The sequence below is a fragment of the Tenacibaculum profundi genome (assembly GCF_057162725.1).
Genome location: NZ_CM169894.1, coordinates 3,142,414 through 3,164,636, shown reverse-complemented (window position 1 = coordinate 3,164,636; position 22,223 = coordinate 3,142,414). Strand labels below are relative to the sequence as shown.

Here is a 22,223-nt window from a genome sequence, read left to right as displayed (position 1 = left end):
AAAAAGTTAATTTTATATTAAGTATTTTATTAAAATTTAGTATTTATTTTATATGCCATTAATTTAAAAAAATCATGTTTTTTATTGCATTATTCCAAACCTACAAAAGGTTAATGAAAAAAAAAATAGTGATATCACTATTTTTATACCTCGGGTTTTACGTCATTAAGCCTAGGGTTATTAGCTGTTTTTAATTTAAAAAAGATGACAAGAAAAACTTATTTATAGTCTATATGTTTATATGGTTCATCTATAAAACTTGTAAACTTTGTAATTAAAAATCATTTTATCATCAACTTTTTTTCAAAAACATTGTCTTTGAATTTTCTCCAAAATATTCCACCTAACTATTTAAGTTAAATAAAGTACAACTAATAAATAGGTTTTGATACTTCTATTTTTAACTCTAAAATTTTACAGCCTTCTACCATTAGAAGTTTTACTTTTAGAAAAATTGGGCTCTGTAAGTTAAATTTGTTTATTACTACCTGAGTTCAATACAAAATTTTGATTTTTAAACTCTTATTAATATACTAAAAGCAATCATTATCATTAAAGCAAATTCATAATATTCATCTAAATAAGATTTACCTATGGAAAAATCTTTAAAACTTAATTTTTGATCAAACAAAAATACCTTTAATTCTTTCTCTAAGTAACTCTTGTAGGCTAATCAATTTAGTTGCTCCTAACAAATGGACTATGATTAGTTAGAATTTTATCAATTTTTCGAATTATAATTTGCAGATAATTCTTTAGAGAAAACTAAAAATTTATACTTATTGCTTCACTTTTTATTTTATCTGGTAATTGTTCTATTTAGTAATCCTCCAACTTTCTGGTAAATATTTATATATCTCATTATCATAAGCATTCCAATATAGTAAATCGCCTAAATACAAAAAAACAAATATCTTTTCTCCTATTTTAAATGGCTTTTTAAAATTATTTGCAAATTGTAATTTGACAATGCCATACTCATCTTTTTCTGTTTTAATTCTCACATAGGGATAGCTTAAACTTTTTCGTTCATTTTTCATTCCTCCATTTTCTTTTCTATATTCTACAACCTCTACTTCGATTTTTTTGGAATGATTTCTTAATTTACAATACTCTATTTTTGATTTTGTTAAAAAAAACAAGAATACAATCAATAACATTAAAATACTCCAAATCATGATAAATAATATATATATGTTTTAAAAGACTTGATTTTACTTTAAAATCTGTATAACAGTATTTCTGTTTTTTTGTTGTGATAGATACTATTATTATAACCATACTTTAATAAAACATAACTTTTCATGCTTTCAATATGAGCTTATACTTTTACTAATAAGTATTCATTTTATCAAAACCAGTTAAAATTCTAATGTTTATTTAACATCATTTTTTTTAAAGAATTAATAATAAAAAATGAAGAAACAGATGCTTGTCATTCGTAATTTGGACTCGTTTATTTTAATTTATTGCCTGTTAAAAACATAGTAATTAGGTGATTTAAAATTGGGCTTAATTTAATTTTTGAGCCTCTTGAAAATTATAGCCAAATTTATTGGTTTTATCCAAAGAATAATAATACATTTGAGACTGTCCTTAGAGACGTCTTTGGACTTTTCTTTTTCATAGCAATTTTCCCGCTCAATTTTGAGCGGGTTTTATTTGTATTATACAACTAACCTAAAACGTCCCATTAATTTAAATCAATAACTGCTTTTACTTTTTTTAAATTATGAGAAAATCTAATTTAATTATTAATTATTCAAAAGCATCATCACATAAAAAAAGCGCCTTTTTAAGGCGCTTTTTTTATGTGATGATGCTTTTAATCGGGATATAAAATTTAGCTATTATCTATTATGATTAAAAACTACCAAAATATTTTGAAGCTGTTGCAGCAAACGGTCTTATTACAGGTAAATTTATTCCAGGGCCAAGAAGAATAGAACTAGTAAAAACTTTCCATTTATCTTTGTGCTTTACAATCATAAACTGATGAGTAAAATATATTCCTGATCCTGGGTTCTGTTCCATTAATTTAACGCCTGTGTCCAGGGGATCATAATCTTTTGGTTCTAGCCTAAAGACTTCTTGTCCTTGTGCTTCCTTAATTACGCCTAAACTGTTAGAATCGGCATCATGATAAAATATAAAATGATTACCCACTTCTGTTACTACTAGTGCACAACCATTCATTCCCCCAGTAGTAACGATTGTTCCATTCGGAGCGTCTTTAGGAACTTTTACTTCACCTACTCCTCTATTTACCCATGGAAAATAATAATCATTCCCACCATTTTTTACATGGACTCTAAATACGTCCTTATTTTCTGAATCTTCAGCAGTCAAAGTACAAGGACCACCATATTCAGTTCTTTTATCTATCAAAGGAGTATTTTTAAAACTCTTCCTTGCTTCTACTATAAAGTCAACTTCTTTGATGTATGATTCTGGATCATTTCTAAAATTAAACAGAACCTTGTCCTTGTTTTCCTTTCCTCTTTGATTACTTAGATTTTTTTTTGTCTTTGTAGAATCTGTTATGTTTTCTGTTAAATTATCGCTACAAGAAGTAACTGCAATCACTGTACCCATCAACAATACTGTCGATAGCATTTTAAGTTTACCAATCATTTTTTATTTTATTTTATTTGCGGACAAAAATAGTGTTTTAAAAATCATTTTTTGTTTGAAAAGGTTTTTTAGTATAAAATTATAATTTCATTAACTTTTAGCACTTTTAAAAAATAGATATTATGAAATATTTTAAACTCAAAAATCACAGCATCTAACTAGCCCTGTTATAGCAGTTGATTTTATTTTAATTGCCTAATGATAAAATTTATTAATTTTTAATATATAAGGTAGTTTTTTGATGAAATAATGTAAGCTGTAGATGTACTTTTAAATATAAAAAACACCTCTTAAAAGATGTTTTTTATATTTTTCTTATTCTAAGAAAACTTATCATATAATAACCAAGTGAATCAGATCTGGTGTATAACTTTTATTTTACAATCCATAAGGTTGTCTATCAACTGAACTTGGCGTTCGAATTTCAAATGCAAATGCTACTTCACCTTTAATCGTAAATTCAGGAACTTTATGACCTGCAATCATGTTACCTTTAAGAAGTTCTGTATTAATTTCCTTCCAAGCTGTTTTATTAATACCTGGAGGGATGTTTCTTAATTCAGTCTTTATATTTGATATATCTTGCTCATCCTTTAATCCCTCTAACCATTTACCAGGAGGTGTCTTTGGTAATAACCCCCAAGCATTTTTTTCCTTAGCATCAACTATATTTGGGCGTCTCACTAACTCGTCATTATCCACCCCTTTACCTCCAATACCAGGAGACCCCATAGTATCATAATCAAGCTTATTTTGTATTGCTATTTTCTTATTCGAATTATCAATTCTTATCATATAATAATGTAATAGTGAAGCCAACATTCCATAAACCTCAACAGCGCCTCTACCACTTTTAGGATATTTATTCTTAAAAGATTCACTGTAGGTTTTATACTGATCCATCCACCTCCCTCTGGCATCTTTAAGAACACCTACAAGGCGTGGAGCGTCATTAATCATTTCAGACCAAGAAGCCCCAAGTGTAACTTGCACACCAGGCCTTCCAGTATTACGATCTTCTTTAATACTATGCTTTGCTTTGATAACTTTTAATTTCAATCCATTTTTACTGACTGGCCGAATAGCTTGACTATGTATTTCATTTACAGCATCTTCTATAGCTTCCTTAGCAAGTTTAAGTGCTTCTTTACGTAAATTAAGACCTTTAACATCTGTTACAACTACGGGAGTAGTTCTATTTTCAATAGTATAGACATTTTGTTTTCCTATATCCGTCGAAATATCAGCAATAATTTCGCCTGTAGACTCTACCATAATCTCTGCTATTACTCCTTGATCCAAGGATCTTTCTAACCAAATTTTATATTTAGCAGGATTTTCGATCTCAACACCCGAAGTTGGTCCATCATAATTTTTATTATATTTTGCATTTAATGCACCATAATTTGAATGTTGCTCAAAAGAATTTTCATTTTCGATAATACTGTCTGGCAAGTCTTTACTGCAAGAAATAGCAATAAGACATAAAATCATCAACAAAGTTGTTGATGATAGTTTTTTAAATTTACTAATCATTTTTTATTTTATTTAAGCCTCTAAAGTACTACTTATTTACATTTTTATCACGTCATTTTGTTGCTCTATTCTCAAATATTTTTTCTTGTAGCTTACCGAAATTAAACATAAAAAAGAATTTCATTATTCCTCAAAATTAAATTGTTATAATATTTTGAAATGATTTTATAATAAATTTAAACACCTATTTCTTATAAAAACTTTAACACTCAGGACTCTGATGACCTTATGCAAAGTTTTTATAAGAAATAGGTGTTCAACTTATAATTTTTAGGACGCTAAGTTTGATATTCTATGTTTAGGTAATCCACTTTAATACAAAAAACTCAAAATGTATGTCACATAATAGATTTTTTAATTAAGTGTATTCTAAATAATGAATTAAGCAATCACCCGCAACGTTTATACACCCCATAATCATCTACTTGCGAATAATACTGCAACAACATTGTTAATTTTCTTTGTTTCATAATTAAATCTTTCCATTTATCAACACACTGAAAACGTACCCAGTTATTTCCCCAATGGAATGATTCTAACTTCAACTCATTAGTGAATTCAAAATCCAAGACTTCTCCATTGTAATTTCTATCATTAATTACCTGAATTACTGGGGTAATTTCTATAACTGCATCAAGTTTAGAATTTAGCTCTCCATCACTCTTTCTTATAAACCTTTTAGAAACATGAATATTTTTGATTGATGGTTTTAAATGACCTTGACTGACTAATTTACCTTTAACAGTATACCTAATTAATGATTTACTATTTTTTAAATTAAGTTTACTTTCAACGAATTCAACCGTAAAAGAATCGATTGTAAGAGACTCCTGATAAGGCCACCATCCAATTTCACTTGTCTCCGATATCTCTAATTTTGGGTTACGTGGTTCTGCTGATGAAATATTCCCAACTATCTGAGGAATAATCAAATAATAAGCTCTTGCTAAAAGAAGAAGCATTCCTACCCAAACTAACATTTTAATTACTTGTTTCATACTATCTATTTTTTATAAATTATACATAAGCTTTTGCTCATACCCTGCTGACAAGATCAACTTATTTTTAAAATCAAACATGCGGTTTACTTCGTTATAAATTGCAGAAAACCACATTTTTTAATTTTTAAGGGAATTTTCTATACTATTTCTATAAAAAAATCAGTAAAAACATCATTTACCACAAATTACAATGATTTAGGTATTTGATTCAAATACAGCACTATTTACATGATATAAAAACTATTAAAATATTTAAGATTAGTAAAGCTAACAGAAAAATTGAAGTATTTAATTGCTGAAAAAATTTTATGAATACTTATTTTTTTAGGTTTAAATATGGGATTAAATAACATCATCATACACTTTTTATAGTTTCCTATATTGATATGAATAATAATTACTTTCCTTAATTTATATTTTAGTGTTTTTTTTTGGACAAAGCAAGCTATTTTTCAAAAGAAAGCCTATGATAATTTTAGTTGTTTTTCACTTGCTATAAATAATTAATTAGAGCAATGATTTTAGAATCCTGTTCGAATCATTTGCATTAAAATATTAGCTACATCTCGTTATTTTTTCAGCTATTAAACTTATCACATTTAAATAAAATTGATATTTTCTAAAAACTTTTGCATTGCTAAAATCCATTTTATTTATGTTTGTTTTATGTGCAATACTGTAAATAATTTTTAATACCTGCCCCCCCCTCATCACTAATGGTTCATATAAATTCAAGTAAACGTATCGAGCATATTTCTATTTGTATAACCTTGAAGCCTTTTTCTTCTAATAAAAATATCTATTCAATAATAATTAATGGTCTTTAATTTACTTTTATTACCCTAGCTAATTCTTTTTGTATTTATTTTTTTTACCTATATAGCTGTGTTGGACTCAACAATAATTCATACATACCACATATAGTTCTTTAATTATCAAAATTCTATGAGTTTACCTTATAATTTCAATTTTCTTTAGATCAGCTTTTACCATAAAAATTGCCTCTACAAATACTATACTCCAACTTAGATGTAATTTCGTTAGCTTGAATGATTTTCCGCTCTTTACCTATAAAAAATTTATCAAGAATACAAACTACTTCCTCATTGATTTCAAGACCTCTTTAAGCTTCAGAGTTATATAATAAGACTGTAGAAGCCGTTTTACCTAATTCTGTTACAAACTCGAAAACATCGTCCTTTAAATTAATTTGTAAATTTCATATTCGCTTTTCATAAACTCTTTACCTCCAGGACACAAAATATTTTGTCTTACCTTAACAAGTATCCAATGTCCTTAATTAATGTTTTCTATTTTTTTTCTCATATTTTATTTACGAGTTATCTTTTCTACTCTTGTTGCAGTATCTTTTTTTGTCAAAGTCAAGCGAATAATGGTATTCTTATTGGCTTTTAAACCATGCACTACATTACCGTCTAAAGCAATTAAAGCTCCTTTTACTAATTGTTTTGTTTCGTCTTTTAATTCAAAATTAATATCTCCTTCCAAAATTTCTATTACAATAGGGTATGAGGTTTTGTGCTCTTTCATAATAGTTCCTCTTTGCATAACAATTCTTAGTTCTTTAGTAAAATCGGTTTCCAATAAAACTTTAATGATAGGTCTTTTCGCGTTAAATAAGATATCTTGATAGGTATTGGCTGTTTTCATAAAATATTATTTTGTAATCATTTAAAATTATACATTAAAATATATTTTAAATATGATTTGAATCATAGCCATACTCTATCGATTTATTTTTTATGTTAATTGTTGGATTTTTATTAATTTTTTGTGGTGAAATTATTTTTTAGAGATCAGAGATTATGCTAAGATATAAATGCAAATAATAGAGCATGTATTAGCTTACTTATTAATTTTTATTTACACCACTACCAAATTAAAAACTAACCAATTTTAAAGAAGACTTTTTCTAATCAAAAGATTAAAAAGTTTATTTTTTTTCTAAATTAAGAAACCTTCTTGAATTCTTAATTTTTTGTTAATTAATACAGTTTATGTAACAAAAAAAAATAAAAACCTTCTTATCTAATAGAATAATAGACTGAATTACAGTTTACTAAAAAAAACAGTAAATTATTTAAACAATTAGTAAAATTTTTAATTCACTAAACAATGAAAACTTTAATTATGAAATGTCTAATGACATTACTCCTTTTTTCTAGTATATTCTCTCCAATAAATGCTCAAGATATCTCTGGCTCATGGGAAGGAAAACTTACCATTAAAGAGAATAGTAGCCCCATACTTTTTAACGTAAAGTTTGAAGCCGGTGCATATTCATCAACAATGGATAGCCCCTCTCTTGGAGTTACTGGCATTCCAATGGATAAAACAATTTTTGAAAACAACATACTTACTATCAAATTCAATAAAGCTAGCTTAAAATATGTTGGGAAACTGAAAGAAAACAAATTTGAAGGAACCCTTTTTCAAGGGCCTAGCGAAATTCAATTAATATTAAATAAAACTGTTAAAACACTTCCAGGTAACACAGATTTACCAACAGCGGAAAACGAGTTAAAAAAATTAATGAATATTGATACGGGTAATTACAAATATACTGTAGAAGATTACTTTGCAAGACCAAAGGCAAGAAGCTTTAGTTTTTCGCCTAACGGTATTTATATGTCATATCGAGAAAAAGATACTAATAAAAAAAATCATATATATGTAAAAAATACTGAAACGAGCACTGTAAAAAGAGTTATTGAAGAGAGAGAGGAATTAATTAGAGGTTTTGCCTGGGCAAATGATCAAAGATTAATATATGTCATGGATAAAGGGGGGAACGAAGATTACCATTTATTTGCCGTAGATATAGATGGTAAAAATCAAAAAGAATTAACACCTTTTGATGGTGTTAAGGTTAGAATATTAAACATCTTAAAAGAAGATAAGGATCATATGATTGTTTCAATGAACAAAAATAATCCCAGCATTTTTGAACCTTACAAAATAAATATTAATAACGGTGAATTAAAACAACTATACAAAAATAAAGATTTAGCTAATCCAATTGATGGATATGATTTTGATAAAGATGGTAACTTGAGAGGCTTTTCAAAACTTAGAGACGGTGTATTTGTAGATATGTATTATACTCTCGATGGTAAAAATTATGAAATTATAAAAAAACTTAGTTGGAAAGATAAATTTTCAATCATTAATTTCAACTATGCTTCTGATAATAAACATGAAGCCTACGTTTATTCAAATTTAGATAGTGATAAAACACAATTATACTTATACAACTTAAAAGAAAATAAAATTGTAAAAAAATTATATTCTAATAAAAACTATGATGTTTCTGGTTTGTCTCTATCAAGAAAAAGAAATTATGAATTGGACTATTTTTACTACGAAGGGGAGAAAGACCATATTATTCCAGTAAGCACCTATTACAAGAAATTACACAAGCGAATTACTTCTCAGTTTCCTAAGTATAGTTATTCTATAGCAGATGTTACCGACGATGAAAGTAAGTATTTAATTTTCCTTCAAAGTGATAAACTATATGGAACTTACTATTCATATGATGCTAATAAGGATTCGTTCAAGCTACTTTATAATTTAATGCCTAATCTCAACGAAAAAGATATGGCAGAAATGCGACCTATTACTTTTAAAAGTAGGGATGGGCTTACAATTCATGGGTATATCACATTGCCAAAAGAAGCACAAAAAGGGGAAAGAGTCCCCGTTATTGTTAATCCACATGGAGGTCCACAAGGTATTAGAGATTCATGGGGATTCAATCCAGAAGCACAATTATTTGCTAGTAGAGGTTATGCTACACTTCAAGTAAATTTTAGAATTTCTGGTGGCTATGGAAGAAAATTTTTAGAATCCGGTTTTAAACAAATTGGAAGAAAAGCGATGGATGATGTAGAAGATGGACTTCAATATGTTATTGATCAGGGATGGGTTGACAAAAATAAAGTAGCTATTTATGGAGCTAGTCATGGTGGATATGCCGTTTTAAGAGGTTTAACAAAAACACCTGATTTATATACCTGTGGTGTAGACTATGTAGGTGTTTCTAATTTATTCACCTTTATGAAAAGTATACCTGCGTATTGGAAACCTTATATAAAAATTATAAAAGAAATATGGTATGATTCAGATGTAGCTACTGAAAAGGTTATTATGAATGAGGTATCACCTGTATACCAAATTAATAAAATAAAAAAACCTCTTTTTGTTGTGCAAGGGGCCAATGATCCAAGAGTTAATATTGATGAATCTGATCAAATTGTAAGTGCCTTAAGAAATAAAGGTTTCGATGTGCCCTACATGGTCAGATACGACGAAGGACATGGATTTAGTAAAGAAGAAAATACCATAGCATTGTATAAATCAATGATGGGATTCTACCATAAACACCTAAAAAACAAGTAAATATAAAAAAAGCCGTTTCAAATAAGACGGCTTTTTTTTGTAATTATCTTCAATGATTTGATTGTTTTAATACCTTTTACTTTTAATTCGTATCACTCTTGAAAATAAATGATTAATATTCTGTACTTTTCAAATCGATTAGTTCTATGTTTCTTACAAGAGGGTATCCTTGATCAGGTGCTTGCGTTTTTTCGGGTACTCTTATAACCCTTAAATTCAGATCATAAATTAAAATAGCTTCCTTTCCTGGTTCTATATTATAAATCAAATTTTGATAACTTGGTAATAGTTCTTTGTTTTCAAAATGTTTAAAACAATTCGAAATAAAAGGCAACAACTTTTTCCTTTGATCTTTTCTAATAGATCCAAATAATGAAGTATTTCCATAATCTCCGTATCCTGAAAAACTACATCCAGAGGAAAATGTTTTCGTTTTCCTACTCTTTAACTTAGTTATATCAACTACATTATTTGTAATACTTGCAAAAAGAGGATGTCTATTTACCATTGCCGAAACCTCTCTCATGAACTCCCATGTTGCGGGATTCCAGTTTATATTAACTAAGACCTCAATAATCTGATTGTTACTAAGGTAACGAGAAATGTACTGAATATCATCAGAAATTAGATCAACACAAGTAATAGGCAATATATTTCCATATTTTGTTTGAAATACAAGCAATGAATCACCTAAATCCATTCCTTTTCCTTTTAATGGAGATGCTTCAAATCTTGAAGACTTTATTTTATAGCTTCTGTAAATACCTCTTGAAGTAATTATTAAAACTCGGCTCTTATTAGTAACATCATAATAACTCCCCAATACAACAAATAAATCGTGTTTTTTTGCTAATTCTAATATGATTTCCTCTAACTCATTCCTTTCGCTTTTTGGCAAACTGCTTGTCAATTCTGGGAATATGAGAACATTCACATTCATTTCAATACTCTTTTTAACTAAGGATACTATTTTATTCGTGTGTTGTTTTGGATTTTGAACAGTAAAAAGCCCCGTTTGACTATCTTTCTTTAGAGGTACTTCAATTTGAAATTGGGCATACTTAACAAAATTTGGTTGATTATCTTCATCTATTTCAATGATTTCTATTTTTGGAAATGTTTTTGTTAATGCCAATTCCTGACTCCAAGAATTACACATCATAAAATAAAAAATTAGTGTCCCTATTTTACTCATTTGGTTTTAATAAAATTACTTTTTTATGTTTGTTTGACCATCAAAGGTTTATGCTCTTATTTTCTTTTATTATTTACAATAAAAGATAGGTTTAAATTTTAAAAATATCCTTTCATAAAATTCATACTTTTAATGATAAATAATACTAATCTGTACTTTATCAATTCAAATATAGTTCATTTTCAATATTAGTATTTCTCTTTACTTTTCGGAGTAAATTATTTGATTACATAAATGAAGCTTTCTTAAGATTTGTATCCCTTTTTTTATTGACTTTAAAAGTATCATTATCAGTTCTTTTATTATAAAAAAACTACAAATACAGAAGTAAAACCATCTACCTAAAATTATCTAAACATCCTTTATTAAAAGGGGAAATAAGTAGAATACTTTCAGTAGTACTACTATTTATTTATTTAATCTTTTTGTATAATTTAGCGTTATATTTTTTTGAATACTGCGTATTAACCAAACTTTCAAACTACCTATTATATCCAACACTTCATGTGATCGTTAATACGCAGTTCTTAATTTATTGAACTATTTTAATAACAAGGATTTGTAACATTTTTTCAAAAATAAGTATTTTCATTACCGTTCCTCCTTGGTAAAATTTTTATTTTTTCGAAGATAGCTTTCAAGTGACCATTTAATTGGTTACTTAATATCTTTTTCGATTCCATTTATACCCCCTATACATTTAACTCTTTGTTATTAATTTACAACAACATAAACATTCTCTTTGTATTTGATTTTTAAATATCTTTTGTTCTTATAACAAATGTAAAAAATACTCTTATGGATTTTTTAAATAAGAACGACTTAGCGTAGTTATTTTTTTCTACATGATTTTCTTCTTACTCTTTTTATAATAAGTCAATCGAAAAACACTTTTTCCATTATTGAGTACCTGTAAACAGCCTTGATAAACATCAATGCTTTATAATTTTATAATTAAACATCTATATAATCATCATTTCTATATTCTATCGTAGTAAACGAAATAGCCTAATTAATAATTATTAAAATTAATTACCCCATTTCGTTTTCTCAATAATTTATTGAACTACCTAAAATGATTAAGCACATCATTTTTCTTTTTTTAAAAAAAAATATAAAATTTTATATTTTAAACTCTATTGAGATGAAATTCAACCTAAGTATAAATTTATTAAACCAACACTTCCACAACTCTAAATATCTTAAAAAATAAAACACTCTCAAGAATTATATTCTGAGAGTGTTTTATTTAAAATTAGTTTGATTCGATACGTTTTTTAATGTCTTAAAGCGTAGCTCGCTCCTTTGCCAAATTCACCTAAAATCAATAATAAGCGACCTAAAAATAATTTCATTTTTTTTATCAATAATTTCCCCATAATAATAAAATTTAAATTCTCTTTATTTTCTGTGCTTGAAAAAACAACAATATAAAGGTACCTCTTAAAAAGATTATTAAGAATGGGATAACCGACAGCTATTTAGTGTTTTTCCGCTTTTTTATAAAATAGGGAACCATAAATTCGATAATTAAACACAAATCTTAGGTCAAAAAAACTGTTAGAATCTTATATTTTTAAATAGAAGATAACTTATACTCTACACTTTTCTTTTAGAGTAAAAAACAATAATAACTGGTATAAAAAAGTATCTAGTATTATAAATAGATGTTTTTTTATAAAATATATCTTTTGACATCTAAATAATTTTATAACCATATCCAACCGACATCAATTTAAACTCGTTTTCAACACATTAAGCATTCGCTTAGGTATAAAAATCAGTCAGTTGGATGGAATATATTTACAATAACGATAAACAATTACTTTTATATATTATTGTACTAATTATTTTAGCACGGCTAAAAATATAATAGATTTGCTAAAAAATAGTTTGAATAATATGTTATAATCGCACCCCAATTCCTAATCCAACATTCCAAGTATTATAACCATCAAATCTTTGATCAAGGAATATATTTGGTAAGACATAAAAAGATTTATTAATATCTTTTTCATACTCAATACCTATTCTTCCTAAATAATAAGACTCTTCCTTTTCTATCTCAACTCCAGGTCCCAAAGTAAGAACAAATCCATTTCCAAAATGATACAACATGTCTAAGGTGAAAACAAGTGGATTTACTCTTTCAACCACTTCATTTTTTGAATTTTTAATAATAAAAGTTTCTATTTCAATATCATTATGAAATCCTATCCCCCATTGCTCATTAAACCAATACTCCACATCCAAACCCCAGGAGGGTACCATGACATTATTCAAACCTTTATTATTAACAAGAGTATGTCCAATAATCCCAATTATCCTAAAACCGTTTTCTTCTTCTTGTTCATTCGTAAATTGTTTTTGTGCATTTACTTGATATATTGATGTCAATATTAAAAGCAATACAACCATATTATTTTTCATATTAAATAAATTTAAAAATTACTATTTTGTTTAGGCTTTAAACACATTTTTAAAACTTTTATTGAACTCTTTTATAAAGAGCACTCTTTACCAATTCTTTTACGTTGTCAATACACTCCTTTTCAGAGCTTATAGTCGATCTAGTTCTTTATAAAATTTTCATAAATAATTCTAAACATATGTTTTCAACCCTATAATTAAATTACTTTATAAAAGTTTTTAACTTTCTTCTCTTTTTATAGTATATGATATATCTCGCTAATGTGTTAAAAACACATTGTCTTCAACGATCCTTATTTATTATAAGAATTGTGATAAAAGTCACATAATTTAGTCTAGAAAAACCTGTTTCTTTGCACTTGTATGTCATCTTGACATTCTTATTATTAAGGGGATAAAGACAAAATAAGTTTGGGGAAACTTGTTGTTAATTTTAGTTCGAGGCAGTAAATATGAAATAAGTCTTAAACGAACTGAAAAAAATCGGCTGAATATTTTTGTTTTTTTCAAAAAACTCTTGAAGCATAGTTCTTCAGGAGTTTTTGTTTTTCTATTACTATCCCAATATATCATCTAATATTTCTAAAAAGCTATCGTAAAAGACCCCCTTAAAGAAAATGGTGTTCCTGGTGTAAAATGGATTTCTTCTTTAGAAACGATTTCATTTTGTAAACGAGATTCTGTCGCAAATTGAGTCTCATTCCAAACTACATCAAACATATTTTGAATTTGAAGACCAAATGTTAAATTTTTAAATTTATATCCTAAATTGAAATCTGTTATTGTATACCCTTTGGCTATAATAGAATTATCCTCATTCGCAGGTCTATCACCGATATGCCTTACTTGTAAACCTCCGTTAAAACCTGATTTTATCTTATAATTTAAACCTCCTGTTAACGTAAAGTCTGGCGCTAAAGGAATAAAGTTCTCTCCTTTTATTTTCTCCAAGGCTCTTGAATATGCGTAATTGGTATCAACGTTAAAAAACAACTGATTTATAAGCTCATAACGAAAACTAAAATCAATACCTTGACGATTTGTTTTTCCGCTGGGCTCTACAATACCTGCATCACCAACATATACGAACTCCTGTTCTAAAAATAAATACCAATATGCTGTATTAACTACTAATCTTGAAGTTGGTTTCCAAAGAAATCCTAAATCAAAACCATAAGAAGCAGGTAAAATATCTCTTCCTTTTTTTAACACAACTACACGTGTATCATTTGAATGAAAACCTTTACCCGTTTTTAAATATAATTGCAAGTCTTGATTGTAATTATAAAAAACATTTAATTTTGGACTTACGATGTTAGCTGTTTCAGAAAATGTTTGGTAATTGGTTTGCAAGGCATCTTTATATTGAAAATTAAAATAATCAAATCGTAAAGAGGGATTGATATTAACCTTGTTAAAGTTAAAAGTCGTACTTACATAAGTGCTATAATTTATTTCATTAATATCTCCAAATTGAATACTATTCAAAACAGTTTTCCTATTTAAAGTTTTTGATAATTCATTACCAAAACTCTGATCATTTCTAACACTAATTCCTATTGAAATATCTCCATCTAAATTGGTGAAGTTTTTTTTGTAATCGCTACTAATTCCAAAAATATTACGTTTTTCTTTTTGCTTAATTTGATCTCCATTTATAGGATCCTCTAGAAAAAATGTAAAATTTGAAAATAATTCAAAATCGTAAGTATTATAAAAAATACTATTCTTAATTGATGTATTATCCGAAATTACTTTATCGTATGTAAATAAAACATTCGTGCGACTTGTTTTTCCCCCTTCTGTATCATCTATTGCTCCAAACCTTGTTATTAAATCATTATCTACAGCACGTACAGGGATTTGTCCAGAAGCATTCCAGTTACTCATAAAATGAGATGCAGTAATTCCTACTTTATCTGTATCTGTAAGCTCAACTGTGTACTTTCCAAATAAATTAAGGCGATTAAAATTCTGTGGGCTTTTAAAATAACCATCTGTCGACATATACTCTGAGGCAATATAAGCACTTTTCTTACTTGAATTTAACACGTTAAGCATAGTTAAAAACCGTTGTGTGTTAAACTGCCCAGCTTCTAACTTAATAAGATTATCCTTTAATCTAGATTTAGTTTGAAAATTTACATAACCTGCTGTATTGAAATTTCCTTTATTTCCATAATATGCACCTTTGCCAAAATCTATTCGTTCAACTGTTTCTGGAATTACAAAATGTAAATCTGCATAGCCTTGGCCGTGTGCGTGCGATACCATATTTGCTGGTAATCCGTCTACGGTAATATTTATATCGGTCCCATGATCTATATCAAAGCCACGAAGAAATATTTGCTCAGCTTTCCCTCCTCCTGCGTGCTGACCAATAAATAAACCAGGTACTCTTTGTAAAATTTGTTGAGACGAATTTACTGGTATCGTTTGACTATCTATTGTTGTAATTATGTTTAGCGCATTTATTTTTTTACCAATGGTGACTTCTTTCAAAGACATTATATCATCTCTCATGGAAATAAAAATTGACTTTAAATTATCTACTATTTTTTGTTTATTAATATAATTAATATGACTAAAAATAAGTGTATCTCCTATTTTGACATTAGACAGCACAAAATTACCTTTTATGTTACTATGTGTATGATGATTACTATTTTTATTTAAGATATAGGCTCCTTCAATAGGTATACTATCAGCAGAAATTACTTTTCCTTTTATATTTTGTGAAAAAATTTGTTGTATAAATAGTATAAAAAATACTATCATCCGGCTCTTAATTTCTAACCTCTTTCTATTCATTATGAAATTTGATTATTCCATCTCCTACATTTTTTAGATCAAGAGTTTATGAAAAAAGTTTTCACGAATACTTTTTTTACACTAAACAGTATGTATTTTTCAAAACCTATACGTGTATCTAAACTCCCTAATCTTTTTGTAGAAAATCATTATTAATTTTAAATTCAGGCCAAAATTAATGCTAAAAGAAAAATGAAGTATGTGATAAAAGTTACATCTTCACTTCCTTTATTGCTAAATTTAAGTTAAACACTAGTTTTTTTACATTATCTTATGATAAAAGAGATTCGGAGACTAGAAACTAATTAAACTTCATAAATACTTCAAGGATGAGTGTATTTTATAATCCAACATGTTTATTCAAAACAACTAATACTTTATGCATTTCTGAATATTAAACTTTTATATACTTTCAACATACATCTTCAAAAGTATAGATGATTTATTTGTGATTATAAAAACTATGTAATTTTAGTGAAATTTGGACTAATTATTTGTTCAAAAACATCTTCATCTGTATTACCTTCAGTGTTAAAAAAAAGGATATTACTATGGTTATTTATTTGCAAAGATTCTTTAACTGATAAAAAGTCTTTTTCATTTACAATGGTTAAAAAACCAGCAAAACCGCTGGCCCCCGATTCACCAGAGATTATTTTTTCATCAGAGCCTTCTGGAAAGTAAAGTTCTCGCATAGCTTGTTTTGTATACGCATCATCAATTTTAACAGAATAGTCCGTACCACTTTTCAGTAAATTCCATGCAATTACAGAGGGAGTTTCACAATTTAAACCTGCCATAATCGTATTACTATTTCCTTTTGATGTTGATATTTTATTATTTCTAAATGACTCCAAAATACCATCAGCTTCTTTTGGTTCTACCACAACTATTTTAGGTTTATTCTTTTCATATTTATTAAGAAAATAATAAATACCAGAAGCGGCCATACTTCCTACACCAGCTTGTAAAAAAATAACATCAAATTGTTTTACTTTTTCAGTTTTTAGATTTTCTTCTAGTTCTTTAAACATTGTTAAATAGCCAGCCATTATTAAACTGGGGATTTCTTTATAATCTTCCCATGCAGTGTCTTGTATGAGTGTATAACCATAAATTTCACTCATCTGCTTAGCTTGTTTACAAGCATCGTCATAGTTTCCTTTCACCTGAATTACTTTAGCTCCTTCTTTTTCGATAGCTTGAATACGCTTAATTGTTGTATCTTGAGGCACGAAAACAATAACCTTTTTACATAAAGTCTTCGCCGACCAGGCTACAGCACGCCCATGATTTCCATCTGTTGCTGTACAAAATGTTTCTATAGAAGGATCTTTTGCTAAAAGACGATTTATTGCGTAAGAGGCTCCTAAAACTTTGAAAGCCTTTAAACCAAATCTATGAGATTCATCTTTTACGAAAATATTTCCAACATTATATTTTTTTGATAGCTCAGATAACTTAATTAATGGGGTTGATTGATATACATTCAAAGATTTATGAAAATCAAAAGCATCATTCATTCTTAATTTATCTATTACTTCATCATTAATAATACTTTTACTCGGAGTATTTTTATAAAATTTATCAGTCATATCTAATAATTTATTACACAAACTTACAATACTGAAAAATAACAACTTAAAAAGTTAAATCATGTAATAAAAGTCTTAGTGTTTTTGATTTTTCGCAAAAAAAATAAAAAAATTTCATTTTTTGCAACTACACCTTTAAAATAGCTCAATTCCTAGTTCACTTACTTCATAAAAGTAAATCAGTTTAGAAAAAGTACTATGTTTAAGTTATTACACAAAATATTTAGTTAAAAAATTTTTAAAACTTAAACATTTCATTGATTTCATTTTTTGAAGTAAATTTAAATAACGGAATTGTATCTGTTTCCCCATTCTTATGATTAACTATAGGTTTCGTTTTTAAAGTTATGCCATTTATCAATTTTTCCTTACTAAAATCTATATATTCTCCATTGATCATATATTTTTTAATATCAGCTTGCACTTGTTTTAAGGGTAAATAGTTTGCGACTATTTTTTCAAAAGCTACCAAACTAATGTTTTGTCCCAGTGGAAGTTTTGTGTTTTTTCTAACTACTGCATAATCAATCATTAAATCTTGAAATGTTTTTGATCCATTACTGATTAATCTTATTTTATTATCCAAATAAAAAGCAAAAATAAACCCCTTAACATAGTTAGCTCCCATTAAACTGCGATTTTTTTCTACATTTTTTCTAACATAATCATTATTTCTTTTTTCTGGAAAATTCTTTAATGTTGAATAATAATACCTCATATTACTATTAATATTTTCTTCAAATTTTTCTCCACTTATATAATCTAATCCTACTGCCATGCAAAAAGTTACATACTCATTGAACCCTTCATTAAACCAGAGGTGTTCAAATGTTTTCCCAAGAGATTTAAACCATCTGTGAAGTGATTCATGAAGGATTATTAAAGATTCATGCTCTCCTATTTCACCTATGACACCAGCAGTAAAACTATTCCCATTTGCCATTGCAGACATGGCTCCTTTTCTTTTACCTAAGATGTCTTTTGTTAATTTAGCTACAGGTGGTTGTCTAATATAGGCTATATAATATGGGAAATCATAATCATCAAAAAAACGCAATGTATTTGGAACTAATACCTTTACTGCTTCTTTAACCTTTTTTTGGTTATATGGTGTTAATTTATCTATATCAATTAGATAATGGGAAATATTATTTTTATCAAATTTTTCAACTTTTAAATCTCTACTATAAATAAAAATGGAATTATTTATTTCTTCTGTTTTTACTGATTTATTACCAATAATGTCAAACTTATTTAAATAATCTGGCACATTTTCCCATGAAACAGTATGTAAAAGGGAAGCTATTTCATCATCTTTAGGGTTCAATAAAAAATGATTTCCTGATAGGGATAAATATTCTTCTTTTATATTAGGAAGAAAATACATTCTAAAAACATCATTACTCTTCAATGTTTGTTTTTCTTCATATCTGTTTTTACCATTTATCCGATAGCTAATTTCTATGGTTTTTTTTTGATCCTTATTCTTTATTGTATACTTATTATGTTCTTTAATGAATGGAATATTCTCTTTTATGGTAAACTCTGAAATACATTCAAATTCGGTATCAAAAGGGTCAGGAGTATGAACTAGTATAATTTCTTTTTTCCCCTTTGTAGGAATTTTTAAATGTACTTTTAATTCAGAAGATTTACCGTCCCATGATAAAGTATAGGCTATTTTATTATGATCCTGTTTATATTTTAAACAACTAAAAATGGATAATACTCCAAGAGAAAAGAAAAAAATACTGTATTTCGCTAACATAATTATTAAAATTAATTTGGCTATTGTTATTATAAATACAATAAAAAATCAAAAAGGTTACATTGTCAATTGATCTATTTAAACAAAATAATTATTAAAAACTTATCTTAACCTTAAATACTAGTCGGTAATTACAAGGCAATTAAAATAGTTTTTTAATCTATTTTATTTTTAAGACGTATTTTTTTATTAACGTTGAGAATAATTTACTTAGATACATCTCACTTATACTATTTGATAAATAATCGATTAACCTTTTAAAAAGATTATTAATTTCAAAATTATGGAACTTGATATCATCAATACTAGTAGAGCTAAAAATACACATGCTTTCCTTAAACTATAAACTTTACGTAATTCCATTTCTATTTCTAATTTAGAACACAAAATTTTAACTTAAATAGAGTATATAAAAACCTCAGAACTCTCTATTACAATAACTTAATATGACATGCAAGCAAGTCTCCCGCTTTGAAGTTTGGTAAACCCTTATTTAAGGGTTTAACCAAATTTTCAGTATTTTATTTTAGTCTTTATTTTAAAGTCCAATAGTTTCTTTTCTTAATTTGAATGCTAAACTATTCCTATATTACTAAGCCCTATTTTATTTAAAAAAGTTTTGCCCTTGATTATAGCTAGTTCTAATAATTAGAATGCTGTAGCAGATAGTTTATGTTTACTATTTCTTTTTTTACTTTATAAATATGTACTTCACTAGTACTACATTAAATTTATTCTAGTAATGAAATTATACATTTGTAATATAACGTTGTCATAGCTATCAGAACAAATCAATATCAGTTTCTTAGTTCTGATGGCTTTTTATCTTTTTTGATTATTCTATCAATTTCAGAGTTTATTTAATACTCCAAAACCATTTTTAAAACTAAATTATCAATAAGCCATTTCAATAATTTTTTCAATATCTTTAGGCGATATCTTTTTATGTTCACCCATTCCTACCCATCCTCTTTCTTCAAAAGTGTTAGCTATAGTTTGTGCTGCTCCTTTATAATTATTTGTATAATCAGATAACTTTGTAGAAATCCCTATATCTTTAAAGAAACGTTCTGTTTTTTCAATTCCCTTTATCGCTTTCTCTTCTATACTTCCAAAAGTCACTCCCCATACACGTTCTGCATACTGTGCTAACTTTTCTTTCTTAGTTTCTAAGTTGTAATAGTAATGACTTGGAGTGAGAATTGCCAATGTGCAAGCATGATCAATTCCAAAAAGAGCTGTTAATTCATGTCCCATGCCGTGAATTGCCCAATCTGTGGGGACACCTTTCTGAATTAACCCATTTAATGCCATAGTGCAAGACCACATAAAATTAGATGCAGCCTTATAATCAGTTTTGTCTTCTAGTATTCTTGGTGCTGTTTCTATAATTGTTTGTAAAATACTTTCTGAAAAACGATCTTGTAAAACTGCACCAATTGGATATGTAATATATTGTTCCAAAACATGTGTAAAGGAATCTGCCAAACCATTTGATATTTGATGATATGGAATTGAATAAACGACTTCAGGATCTAAAATAGAAAACTCAGGAAATAAACCAGAACCACCCATTGATAACTTTTGCTTAGTTTCAGCTCTTGAAATAACAGCTCCCGAATTCATTTCAGAACCAGTTGCTGGTAATGTTAGTACAGTTCCAAAAGGAATCCCTTTTATAGTTCTTATTTTTTTTTCTAATATATCCCAAGGAGTTTTACCTTCATATAATGCCGCGGCAGATAAAAACTTAGTTCCATCAATTACTGATCCTCCTCCAACACCCAATAGATAAGTTATTTTCTCTTCCTTAATAATTTTTAAAGCATTTAATAGAACTTGATATTCTGGATTAGGCGGTATTCCTTCGAATTCTAGCACATCAAATTCTGATAAAGCTAGCTTAACTTTATCATATATTCCATTTCTTTTGATACTTCCTCCTCCATACAACAATAGTACTTTTGCATTTCTAGGTAATTCATTAGCTATTTTAGCTATTTGATTTTTACCAAAAATTATTTTTGTCGGATTTTTAAACTCAAAATTATTCATATTTGTTTTTCTTCTTTATTACTTCAAATTTAAATAAGCAGAAGCGAAATAAGGTTGATCTATGTTAATAAAAATTTTAACCTTAATAACCTTACTATTAGCCAACAACAAGAATTTTAATAATGTTTACTTATAGCCCTCCTTACGGCAAATAAACAACCTTAATTAAAAGTGAAATAAGCTCATGAATTTTATATTTCTCAGTATCAAATAATATCCTATCATACAATATTCTCTTTCTAGACATCTCTTTTATTTTTTAAGTAAAATTCCTATTCATTAACACAACAATTAGTATTATCAATTAATGTAGTAATAAATTTATGATATTATTAATTTCCTTGATGTTAGTTCATTTAGAGAAATAATGGTTTTTGTCTTAAGCTATCAGAATAAAAACGAATTAAATAAATTCATCTTAGAGGGTTCTGGTAGCTTCTTATATTATTATAAAAACTATTATTTTGATAAGTAATAATAAATTCCATCAAACAGACTTTATGATTAATAGAGGACTGTCTCTTTTTAGACATTTCTTTTCTTTTTTTTGCATTAATTATTATAAATCAAGATTGAATTAGATTATTTTTTCTTCTCTTTATTTAATAATTATTTTTTTTAATATAATACAACAAGAAGGCAATCCTCTTTACAAAACCTATTCTTAATTTCTAAAACAAAATTTATGTTTATTAAATCTCTTGCTTAATAAAATAGTTAATTCATTTACAATTTTATAAATCTTCAGCCGTTTCCTTTAAGTGTTAATTATTCCT

Annotated in this window: 12 protein-coding genes; 1 reads left to right on the top strand and 11 read right to left on the bottom strand. The window is 27.3% G+C overall.

The genetic code is table 11. The annotated features are described in order from the left end of the window. Positions 1-815 precede the first annotated feature (815 nt). From AC2GW8_RS12885 to AC2GW8_RS12865, 5 genes are all read right to left on the bottom strand, one after another. Positions 816-1,178 (bottom strand): hypothetical protein, encoded by a 363-nt coding sequence (locus tag AC2GW8_RS12885; RefSeq protein ID WP_440880281.1) that lies wholly within the window; start codon positions 1,176-1,178, stop codon positions 816-818. 685 nt (positions 1,179-1,863) lie between these two features. Beyond that, complete coding sequence (locus tag AC2GW8_RS12880; protein ID WP_440880280.1) at positions 1,864-2,634, bottom strand: hypothetical protein; 771 nt, start codon at positions 2,632-2,634, stop codon at positions 1,864-1,866. Between the two features lie 378 nt (positions 2,635-3,012). Next, positions 3,013-4,170: a hypothetical protein gene (locus AC2GW8_RS12875; protein WP_440880279.1), complete on the bottom strand. Its 1,158-nt coding sequence runs from the start codon at positions 4,168-4,170 to the stop codon at positions 3,013-3,015. Positions 4,171-4,559: 389 nt separating this feature from the next. Continuing rightward, positions 4,560-5,168 carry a hypothetical protein gene (locus AC2GW8_RS12870; protein WP_440880278.1) on the bottom strand — a complete coding sequence of 203 codons (609 nt, stop codon included), beginning with the start codon at positions 5,166-5,168 and terminating at the stop codon, positions 4,560-4,562. Positions 5,169-6,500: 1,332 nt separating this feature from the next. Then, positions 6,501-6,842 (bottom strand): cupin domain-containing protein, encoded by a 342-nt coding sequence (locus AC2GW8_RS12865; protein ID WP_440880277.1) that lies wholly within the window; start codon positions 6,840-6,842, stop codon positions 6,501-6,503. A 465-nt stretch (positions 6,843-7,307) separates the two neighbouring features. Here AC2GW8_RS12865 and AC2GW8_RS12860 point away from each other — a divergent pair, with 465 nt between their 5' ends. After that, complete coding sequence (locus tag AC2GW8_RS12860) at positions 7,308-9,593, top strand: S9 family peptidase (RefSeq protein WP_440880276.1); 2,286 nt, start codon at positions 7,308-7,310, stop codon at positions 9,591-9,593. A 112-nt stretch (positions 9,594-9,705) separates the two neighbouring features. On the opposite strand, the gene AC2GW8_RS12855 is transcribed toward AC2GW8_RS12860, so the two are convergent. From AC2GW8_RS12855 to AC2GW8_RS12830, 6 genes are all read right to left on the bottom strand, one after another. Continuing rightward, the gene (locus tag AC2GW8_RS12855) at positions 9,706-10,788 is read right to left on the bottom strand and encodes a carbon-nitrogen hydrolase family protein (protein ID WP_440880275.1); all 1,083 of its coding nucleotides are present in this window, start codon (positions 10,786-10,788) and stop codon (positions 9,706-9,708) included. A 1,905-nt stretch (positions 10,789-12,693) separates the two neighbouring features. Then, entirely contained in the window at positions 12,694-13,185 is a 492-nt protein-coding gene (locus AC2GW8_RS12850; protein WP_440880274.1) for a hypothetical protein, read from the bottom strand. A 615-nt stretch (positions 13,186-13,800) separates the two neighbouring features. Continuing rightward, a complete protein-coding gene (locus tag AC2GW8_RS12845) occupies positions 13,801-15,996 on the bottom strand; it encodes a TonB-dependent receptor (RefSeq protein WP_440880273.1) in 2,196 nt (731 codons plus the stop codon). Between the two features lie 494 nt (positions 15,997-16,490). Next, the gene (locus tag AC2GW8_RS12840) at positions 16,491-17,624 is read right to left on the bottom strand and encodes a diaminopropionate ammonia-lyase (RefSeq protein ID WP_440880272.1); all 1,134 of its coding nucleotides are present in this window, start codon (positions 17,622-17,624) and stop codon (positions 16,491-16,493) included. A gap of 238 nt (positions 17,625-17,862) precedes the next feature. Next, positions 17,863-19,392: a gluzincin family metallopeptidase gene (locus AC2GW8_RS12835; RefSeq protein WP_440880271.1), complete on the bottom strand. Its 1,530-nt coding sequence runs from the start codon at positions 19,390-19,392 to the stop codon at positions 17,863-17,865. Between the two features lie 894 nt (positions 19,393-20,286). After that, positions 20,287-21,447, bottom strand: coding sequence for an iron-containing alcohol dehydrogenase (locus AC2GW8_RS12830; protein ID WP_440880270.1), 1,161 nt, complete (start codon positions 21,445-21,447; stop codon positions 20,287-20,289). Between the last annotated feature and the right edge of the window lie 776 nt (positions 21,448-22,223).

Coding starts and splice junctions, on each gene's coding strand:
- AC2GW8_RS12885 (WP_440880281.1), bottom strand. CDS start 1,178: ATGATTTGGAGTATTTTAATGTTATTGATTGTATTCTTGTTTTTTTTA.
- AC2GW8_RS12880 (WP_440880280.1), bottom strand. CDS start 2,634: ATGATTGGTAAACTTAAAATGCTATCGACAGTATTGTTGATGGGTACA.
- AC2GW8_RS12875 (WP_440880279.1), bottom strand. CDS start 4,170: ATGATTAGTAAATTTAAAAAACTATCATCAACAACTTTGTTGATGATT.
- AC2GW8_RS12870 (WP_440880278.1), bottom strand. CDS start 5,168: ATGAAACAAGTAATTAAAATGTTAGTTTGGGTAGGAATGCTTCTTCTT.
- AC2GW8_RS12865 (WP_440880277.1), bottom strand. CDS start 6,842: ATGAAAACAGCCAATACCTATCAAGATATCTTATTTAACGCGAAAAGA.
- AC2GW8_RS12860 (WP_440880276.1), top strand. CDS start 7,308: ATGAAAACTTTAATTATGAAATGTCTAATGACATTACTCCTTTTTTCT.
- AC2GW8_RS12855 (WP_440880275.1), bottom strand. CDS start 10,788: ATGAGTAAAATAGGGACACTAATTTTTTATTTTATGATGTGTAATTCT.
- AC2GW8_RS12845 (WP_440880273.1), bottom strand. CDS start 15,996: ATGATAGTATTTTTTATACTATTTATACAACAAATTTTTTCACAAAAT.
- AC2GW8_RS12840 (WP_440880272.1), bottom strand. CDS start 17,624: ATGACTGATAAATTTTATAAAAATACTCCGAGTAAAAGTATTATTAAT.
- AC2GW8_RS12835 (WP_440880271.1), bottom strand. CDS start 19,392: ATGTTAGCGAAATACAGTATTTTTTTCTTTTCTCTTGGAGTATTATCC.
- AC2GW8_RS12830 (WP_440880270.1), bottom strand. CDS start 21,447: ATGAATAATTTTGAGTTTAAAAATCCGACAAAAATAATTTTTGGTAAA.